Origin of the sequence: Streptomyces prasinopilosus (assembly GCF_001419695.1) — a bacterium.
GTDB lineage: Bacteria > Actinomycetota > Actinomycetes > Streptomycetales > Streptomycetaceae > Streptomyces > Streptomyces prasinopilosus.
In genome coordinates this window covers 1-6,605 of record NZ_LIRG01000114.1, presented here as the reverse complement: position 1 = coordinate 6,605, position 6,605 = coordinate 1, and the positions used below count along the sequence as shown (strand labels likewise).

Sequence of the window (6,605 nt, the reverse complement as noted above, 5' to 3'; positions counted from 1 at the left end):
CGCCGGAACCGCCGGAGCCGGGACGGGACCGGCCGGCACGAGCTTGACCTCGAGCGGACTTGAGGTCGAACAGTGGACCCCACCACGGCGGCCACCCGGGCCGGCGTCCGGGCCGGACGTCCGCCCGGACCGGCGCACCGGACCCGCCGCCCCGACCGCACCCCCGGGAGACGCCCATGCACGCCGTCCGCCTGCACGCCTTCGGTCCCGCCGAGAACCTCGTCCACGAACGGGTCGAGGACCCCCGGCCGGGCCCCGGCCAGGTGCGCATCGCCGTCCGGGCCGCCGGGGTCCACCTCCTGGACACCGCCCTGCGCCGGGGCCACCAGGGGCCCGCGCCCACACCCACCGCCCTGCCCACCGTCCCCGGCCGCGAGGTCGCCGGAGTCGTCGACGCACTCGGCGACGGCACGCCCGCGCACTGGCTCGGCCGACGCGTCGTCGCCCACCTCGGGTTCGCCCCCGGCGGTTACGCGGAGCTGGCCGTCACCGACGCCGACCGCCTGCACGAGATCCCGGAGGGCCTGGACTTCGCCGGGGCCGTCGCCATGATCGGCACCGGCCGCACGGCCATGGGCGTCGTGCAGTTCGCCGAACCCGGCCCCGGGGACGTGGTCGTCGTCCCCGCCGCGGCCGGCGGCATCGGCACCCTCCTCGTGCAGTACGCCAAGAACGCGGGCGCCACCGTCATCGGCCTCGCCGGAGGCCCCGGGAAGACCGCCCTGGTCTCGGCGAACGGCGCCGACCTCGCCGTCGACTACACGGACCCGGCCTGGCCCGCACGACTCGCCGCCCACAAGGGCGAGGTGACCGTCGTCTACGACGGCGTGGGCGGTGACGTCGCCCGCACGCTCCTCCCCCTGCTCGCCCCCGGCGGCCGCCACGTCGTCTTCGGCTGGTCCGCCCAGGGCCCCGACAGCGCCGGACCCCACCTCGTCGACGGCGTCTCCCTCAACGTCCTCGGCCCCGAGATGATGCGCAGGGCGGGCGGCCCCCGTCCCGTACGCACCCTCGAACTGCGCGCCCTGGCCGAAGCCGCCGAAGGCCGGCTCACCCCCGCCGTCCACCGCTTCCCCCTCGCCGAGGCCGCGGCCGCCCACCGCGCCCTGGAGAACCGGGGCACCACCGGAAAAGTCGTCCTGGAGCCGTGAGTTCCGTACTACGGTGCCCAGCGTGATCCACGTACCCGAGGAACTCGCCGCGACGCAGGAGAAGTTCAACGGGGAGGCGGGCCGCGCCTTCGTCGCCCGGCTGCCCGGTCTGGCCGCCGCCTTCCTGGAGCGCTGGGACCTGCGCGTCACCGGCGCGCCGATGCACGGCGTGTGCGCCCTGGTCCTGCCCGTCGACCGCGCGGACGGCACACCCGCCGTGCTGAAGCTCCAGATCCTGGACGAGGAGAGCGAGGGCGAGCCGGTCGCCCTGCGGATCTGGGACGGCGACGGGGCGGTCCGCCTGCTGGAGCACGACGCGGCCACCTGCACCATGCTGCTGGAACGCCTCGACACCTCCCGGATGCTCTCCCGCCTCCCGGACGCCCACGAGGCCGTCCTGGTGATCGCCCGCCTCCTCGCCCGCCTCACCGCCGTCCCCGCCCCGCCGGGCCTGCGCCGCCTCGGCGACATCGCCCGCGCCATGCTGGAGCGGACCCCCCGGGCCCTGGCCCGCGTCCCGGACCCGGCGGCCCGCCGCGTCCTCGCCGACTGCGCGGCGGCCGTACGGGAGGTCGTGGACGAGCCCGGCGACCGCCTCCTGCACTGGGACCTGCACGAGGAGAACGTCCTGGCCGCCGGCCGCGCCGACTGGCTCGCCATCGACCCCAAGCCGCTCGCCGGCGACCCCGGCTTCGACCTCTGGCCGGCCCTGGACAACCGCTTCGACGCCGCCGACGTCCCCTGGCGCTTCGACGCGATGACCGACGTCCTCGGCCTGGACCGCGAGCGGGCCCGCGCCTGGACGTACGGCCGGGTGCTGCAGAACTGCCTCTGGGACCTCGAGGACGGCCGCCCCCTGGAGGACCGCCAACTGGAGATCGCCCGCCGCCTGGGCGGCCGCATGACCTGAGGCTCCCGGCCGGGGCGGGCCCGGGACGGCGGAAAGGGTGGGGTACTCGTCATTGCGGCCCTCACGTCCGCTGCGAAGGATGGACGCCATGACGCAGCGATCCGTGCTGGTCGTCGTCTTCGACGACGTGCAGAGTCTCGACGTGACCGGCCCCGTGGAGGTGTTCACGGGGGCGGGACGCCACAGCGGGGACCCGTACGGGATCCGCACCGCCTCGCTCGACGGCGCCCCGGTCCGCACCTCGAGCGGCCTCACCCTGGTCCCGGATTGCGCGCTGCCCGACGCCGGGACACCGCACACCCTGCTCGTCCCAGGCGGCCACGGCACCCGCCGCCCCGCACCCGGCCTGATCGACTGGCTGCGGAAGCACGCCCGGTACGCCGAGCGCGTCGTGTCCGTGTGCAGCGGGGCGCTGCTGCTGGCCGGGGCCGGACTGCTCGACGGCCGCCGGGCGACGACCCACTGGTCCCTCTGCGGCCACCTGGCCGAAAGGTACCCGGACGTGGAGGTCGATCCGGATCCGATCTTCGTGCGCGACGGGAACGTCACCACCTCCGCCGGAGTCACCGCGGGCATCGATCTCGCGCTCGCCCTGGTCGAGGAGGACCACGGCAGGGACACCGCGCTCACCGTCGCCCGCCATCTCGTCGTCTTCCTCCGGCGCCCGGGCAACCAGGCGCAGTTCAGTGCCCAGCTCGCCGCCCAGACCGCCCGTCGTGAGCCCCTGCGCGAGCTCCAGCAGTGGATCACCGAGCACCCGGACGCGGACCTGTCCGTCGAACGCCTCGCGGAGCGCGCCGGGTTCTCCCCCCGGCACTTCGCCCGCGCCTTCCGGTCGGAGACCGGGACGACACCGGGCCGGTACGTCGGGCGCGTACGCCTGGAGCAGGCCCGGCGGCTCCTCGAGGACACGGCCGACGGCGTGGAACGGATCTCCCGCGCCTGCGGCTACGGCACGCCGGAGGCGATGCGCCGCGCCTTCGTGAAGGCCCTGGGCACCGCCCCGGCCGAATACCGGCGTCGCTTCCACCCGGATCCCCCCGTACGCGTCCCGTGAACCCGCCCACCGGAAGGCCGCCGACCATGCAGATCGCGATCGTCCTCTTCGACCGCTTCACCGCCCTGGACGCGATCGGTCCCTACGAGATGCTCTGCCGCATCCCCGGCGCCGACACCGTCTTCGTCGCCCGACGGCCCGGCCCCGTACGCAACGACCGCGGCGACCTCGCGCTCGTCGCGGACAGGGCGTTCGAGGAGGTGCCGGCCCCGGACGTCGTGGTGGTGCCCGGCGGCCCGGGCCAGTCCGCCCGGATGGACGACGAGGCACTGCTCGGCTGGCTGCGCACCGCCAGTGCCACCAGCACCTGGACGACGTCCGTGTGCACGGGATCGCTCCTGCTCGCGGCGGCCGGACTGCTCGAAGGCCGCCGCGCCACCTCGCACTGGCTGGCGCTCGACAGCCTCGCCGCGTTCGGCGCCGAGCCGACCGGGGAACGCGTCGTCACCGACGGCAGGTTCATCACCGCGGCCGGCGTCTCCGCCGGCATCGACATGGGCCTCACCCTGGTCGGCAGGATCGCCGGCGACGAGCACGCGCAGCTCGTGCAGCTGGGAACCGAGTACGACCCCCAGCCGTCGTACGACGCGGGCTCGCCGCGGAAGGCCCCGGCCGCACTCGTCGACAGGCTCCGCGCCCGGAGCCGGTTCGTCCTCCGGTAGTCCCGCCGGACGCCCGGCCCCGCACCCGCTCGCGCACGGGGCGGGAGGCTCAGTCGCCGCAGAACTCGGCCTCCATGACCGCTCTGCCGTTCCCCGCCCAGTCGCCGTTGAAGTTGAACGCCAGGGAGTGCCGGCCGTCCTGCGTCGTACCGGCGCCGGTGCTGGAGCCGGAGATGCCGCCGCTGTGGCCCCAGACATTCGTGCCGCAGCCCAGCGGCACCTTCATCAGGCCGAGGCCGTAGTCCGTTCCGGTGCCCGTGGGCACCGTGGTGGTCATCTCGTCCAGCTGCTCCGGAGGGAGCAGCCGGCCCGTCAGCAGGGCGCGGTAGAAGCGGTTCAGGTCCCGGGAGTCGGAGATCATCTCGCCCGCCGAGAAGGCGCGGGAGGGGTTGAGGAGCGTGACGTCGTAGGCGGGGCCCGTCGCGGTGGAGGCCGGCTTGGAGTAGGCGCGGCTGCTGGGGCGGGGCAGGGAGGCCCGGGTGCCGGGGACCGAGGTGGCGGTCAGGCGCAGGGGCTCGATGACGCGCCGGCGGACCTCCTCGCCGTAGGGGCGGCCGGTGGCCCTCTCGATCACCAGGGCCGCCAGGACGTAGTTGGTGTTGGAGTACCTCCAGGAGGCGCCGGGCTCGAAGTACGGCTCGTGGGCCAGGGCGTCCCGCACCAGCTCCTGCGGGGTCCGGGTGTCGTAGCGGTGCGCGAAGAAGCCCTCCTTCGTGGAGTACGCGCGGCGGTACTCCTCGCCCGACGTGTAGTCGAAGATGCCGCTGGTGTGGTTCAGCAGCTGCCTCAGGGTGATCCGGGTGCCGTCGTGGCCGTTGCCGCTCACCAGGCCGGGCAGCCAGGCGTCGACGGTGTCGTCCAGGGACAGCCCGCCCTCCGCCTCCAGTTGGAGCAGCACCGTCGCCACGAAGGTCTTGGTGATGCTGCCGACCCGGTAGCGGTCGTGCGGGGAGCGCTTCTGCCCCGTGCGCAGGTCGCCCACTCCGGCGGTCGCCGACCAGGTGCCCCGCCGGTCCCTCGCCGTCGCCGTCACCCCGGGCACGCCGGCGTCGACCGCGGCCCGCAGCGCCTGACGGGTCGCCAGGTGGTCGCCGCTCGCGTCCCCCGCTCCGGCTCCCGGGCCCGGGGGCGCCGCCACGGCGGGGGCCGCCAGGACCGCCGAGAGCGCTGCCGCCACCACCGCCACCGCCGTCGTCCGCATCCGCACGCTCGTGCCTCCCCTGTCTCTCGGGTGTGGTCGCAGGAAGGGACCGGGACGGGCCCTGCGGGGTTGCCCCGGTCACGGTGAACGGCCGGTTCCTGCCCTTCGGGCGCCGTTCCCCCCCGGCCGGTGAACCGCACGGGACCGGCCGCCGGCCGTTCGTGCGACTCGCCTCGTGGGGGGGGGCGCCTCCGCTTCCGTCCGAAGCCCCCGCCGGCACCGGACCCGGGGCCGGCGCCGCCGCGCCCACCGCCGGCACCGCACCCCCGAACGAAGAACCCCAGGCCAGACGGTGCTGACCTGGGGTTCCACCAGAGCCCCCTGTCGGATTCGAACCGACGACCTACGCATTACAAGTGCGTTGCTCTGGCCATCTGAGCTAAGGAGGCGCCGCGTCCGCGCGGAGCGCGCGAGGGCGGGTCCACTGTACACAGAGCGGCTTTCGCCGAGCCACGTACGCGAGGGCCGCGGAGCCCCCGCGCGCTCCGGCCCGCGCACTCCTCCCCGCTCGCTTCACCCCACTCTCCAGTCCGCTCACTCCAGTCCGTACGCGAAGGTGTACGGCACCTCCGTCTCCCCGTGCCGGGAGGTGAACCCGCCGGTGCCGCGCAGCCCGGCCAGTTCTCCGGTGCCCGAGCCCTCGACGACCTCGAAGGTGCAGTGGACGGTCCCGTCGGAGCCGAAGCGCCCGCGCTCCTCGAGGACGAAGGCGCCCTCGCGTCCGTCGACCCGGCCGCGGACGAGTTCCATGCCGGCGAAGGAGCCGGTCGTGGCGGTCAGGTAGGAGACGGTGTAGTCGCAGGTCGTGGACTCGGCCTCGATGCCTCCGGCGAAGGCGTTGGTGACGGTGGCGTGGGCGAGCCGGGGGTGGGTGTCCTCCGGGCCCACGGGGGCCTCCTTCCAGTCGGCGAAGGTGAAGTGGCCGGTGGTCCGGGTGACGGGCATGGAGGTGCTCCTTCGGTCGTGTGCGGTCGTGTTCGGTCGTGCCGCCGGCGGGACCGTCCCCGGCCCGGCACGGCCATCCTGGGAGCCGTACCTGACACCTCCTGTCAGGTACGGCCGGGGCGCGGGAGAATGCGTCCCGTGCGCGCCGACCGGCTTCTCTCCCTGCTCCTGCTGCTGCAGAACCGTGGCCTGATGACCGCCCCCGGCCTCGCGGCGGAGCTGGAGGTCTCGGTGCGCACCGTCTACCGGGACATCGAGGCGCTCGGCGCGGCCGGGGTGCCGGTCCGCGCCGAGCGGGGGCCGCNNCGCCTGGTTCCGCGACGCGGACCCGGTGCCGCACCTGGAGCGGATCGCCGGGGCGGTGTGGGAGCGGCGGGTGCTGCGCACCCGTTACCGGCGATGGCGGGGCGAGGTGGACCGGGAGGTCCGTCCCCTGGGGCTCGTACTGAAGGGCGGCATCTGGTACCTCGTGGCGTTGTCCGAGGGCGTCGTGCGCACCTACCGGGTCTCGCGTTTCCAGGCGGTGGAGGAGACGGGCGAGGTGTTCACCCGTCCCGCCGGGTTCGCCCTCGCCGCGTACTGGGCGGAGTCCTCCCGGCGGCTGGAGGGGGCGCTGCGGCAGGGCACCGCCCGGCTGCGGCTGTCGCCCCGCGGACAGAGGCTGCTGCCGATGCAGTTC

General features: G+C 75.0%; 7 protein-coding genes, 1 tRNA gene and 1 pseudogene. 6 read left to right on the top strand and 3 right to left on the bottom strand.

Annotated elements, in window-relative coordinates:
• The first annotated feature begins 176 nt into the window (after positions 1–176).
• From AOK18_RS06070 to AOK18_RS06055, 4 genes are all read left to right on the top strand, one after another.
• A complete protein-coding gene (locus tag AOK18_RS06070) occupies positions 177–1,151 on the top strand; it encodes a zinc-binding dehydrogenase (RefSeq protein WP_055574422.1) in 975 nt (324 codons plus the stop codon).
• 13 nt (positions 1,152–1,164) lie between these two features.
• Positions 1,165–2,061: an aminoglycoside phosphotransferase family protein gene (locus AOK18_RS06065; RefSeq protein ID WP_099048838.1), complete on the top strand. Its 897-nt coding sequence runs from the start codon at positions 1,165–1,167 to the stop codon at positions 2,059–2,061.
• An 88-nt stretch (positions 2,062–2,149) separates the two neighbouring features.
• Complete coding sequence (locus AOK18_RS06060; protein WP_055693633.1) at positions 2,150–3,118, top strand: GlxA family transcriptional regulator; 969 nt, start codon at positions 2,150–2,152, stop codon at positions 3,116–3,118.
• Between the two features lie 26 nt (positions 3,119–3,144).
• Positions 3,145–3,780: a DJ-1/PfpI family protein gene (locus tag AOK18_RS06055; RefSeq protein ID WP_055693632.1), complete on the top strand. Its 636-nt coding sequence runs from the start codon at positions 3,145–3,147 to the stop codon at positions 3,778–3,780.
• A gap of 49 nt (positions 3,781–3,829) precedes the next feature.
• On the opposite strand, the gene AOK18_RS06050 is transcribed toward AOK18_RS06055, so the two are convergent.
• From AOK18_RS06050 to AOK18_RS06040, 3 genes are all read right to left on the bottom strand, one after another.
• Positions 3,830–4,981 carry a serine hydrolase domain-containing protein gene (locus AOK18_RS06050; RefSeq protein ID WP_055574425.1) on the bottom strand — a complete coding sequence of 384 codons (1,152 nt, stop codon included), beginning with the start codon at positions 4,979–4,981 and terminating at the stop codon, positions 3,830–3,832.
• A gap of 315 nt (positions 4,982–5,296) precedes the next feature.
• Positions 5,297–5,370: transfer RNA gene (locus AOK18_RS06045), tRNA-Thr, on the bottom strand.
• 145 nt (positions 5,371–5,515) lie between these two features.
• The gene (locus tag AOK18_RS06040) at positions 5,516–5,926 is read right to left on the bottom strand and encodes a DUF3224 domain-containing protein (RefSeq protein ID WP_055693631.1); all 411 of its coding nucleotides are present in this window, start codon (positions 5,924–5,926) and stop codon (positions 5,516–5,518) included.
• Between the two features lie 138 nt (positions 5,927–6,064).
• Between AOK18_RS06040 and AOK18_RS34020 the strand changes: the two are divergent.
• Both AOK18_RS34020 and AOK18_RS30390 read left to right on the top strand, forming a co-directional pair.
• Positions 6,065–6,230, top strand: a pseudogene (locus AOK18_RS34020) (HTH domain-containing protein); the annotation flags it as partial.
• 2 nt (positions 6,231–6,232) lie between these two features.
• Positions 6,233–6,605: helix-turn-helix transcriptional regulator (locus AOK18_RS30390; RefSeq protein WP_240503083.1), on the top strand; the 373-nt coding region annotated here is incomplete at both ends.

What these genes read in the sequence shown, in the direction of transcription:
- AOK18_RS06050 (WP_055574425.1), bottom strand. Translation starts at nt 4,981, where the DNA reads ATGCGGACGACGGCGGTGGCGGTGGTGGCGGCAGCGCTCTCGGCGGTC.
- AOK18_RS06040 (WP_055693631.1), bottom strand. Translation starts at nt 5,926, where the DNA reads ATGCCCGTCACCCGGACCACCGGCCACTTCACCTTCGCCGACTGGAAG.
- AOK18_RS06055 (WP_055693632.1), top strand. Translation starts at nt 3,145, where the DNA reads ATGCAGATCGCGATCGTCCTCTTCGACCGCTTCACCGCCCTGGACGCG.
- AOK18_RS06060 (WP_055693633.1), top strand. Translation starts at nt 2,150, where the DNA reads ATGACGCAGCGATCCGTGCTGGTCGTCGTCTTCGACGACGTGCAGAGT.
- AOK18_RS06070 (WP_055574422.1), top strand. Translation starts at nt 177, where the DNA reads ATGCACGCCGTCCGCCTGCACGCCTTCGGTCCCGCCGAGAACCTCGTC.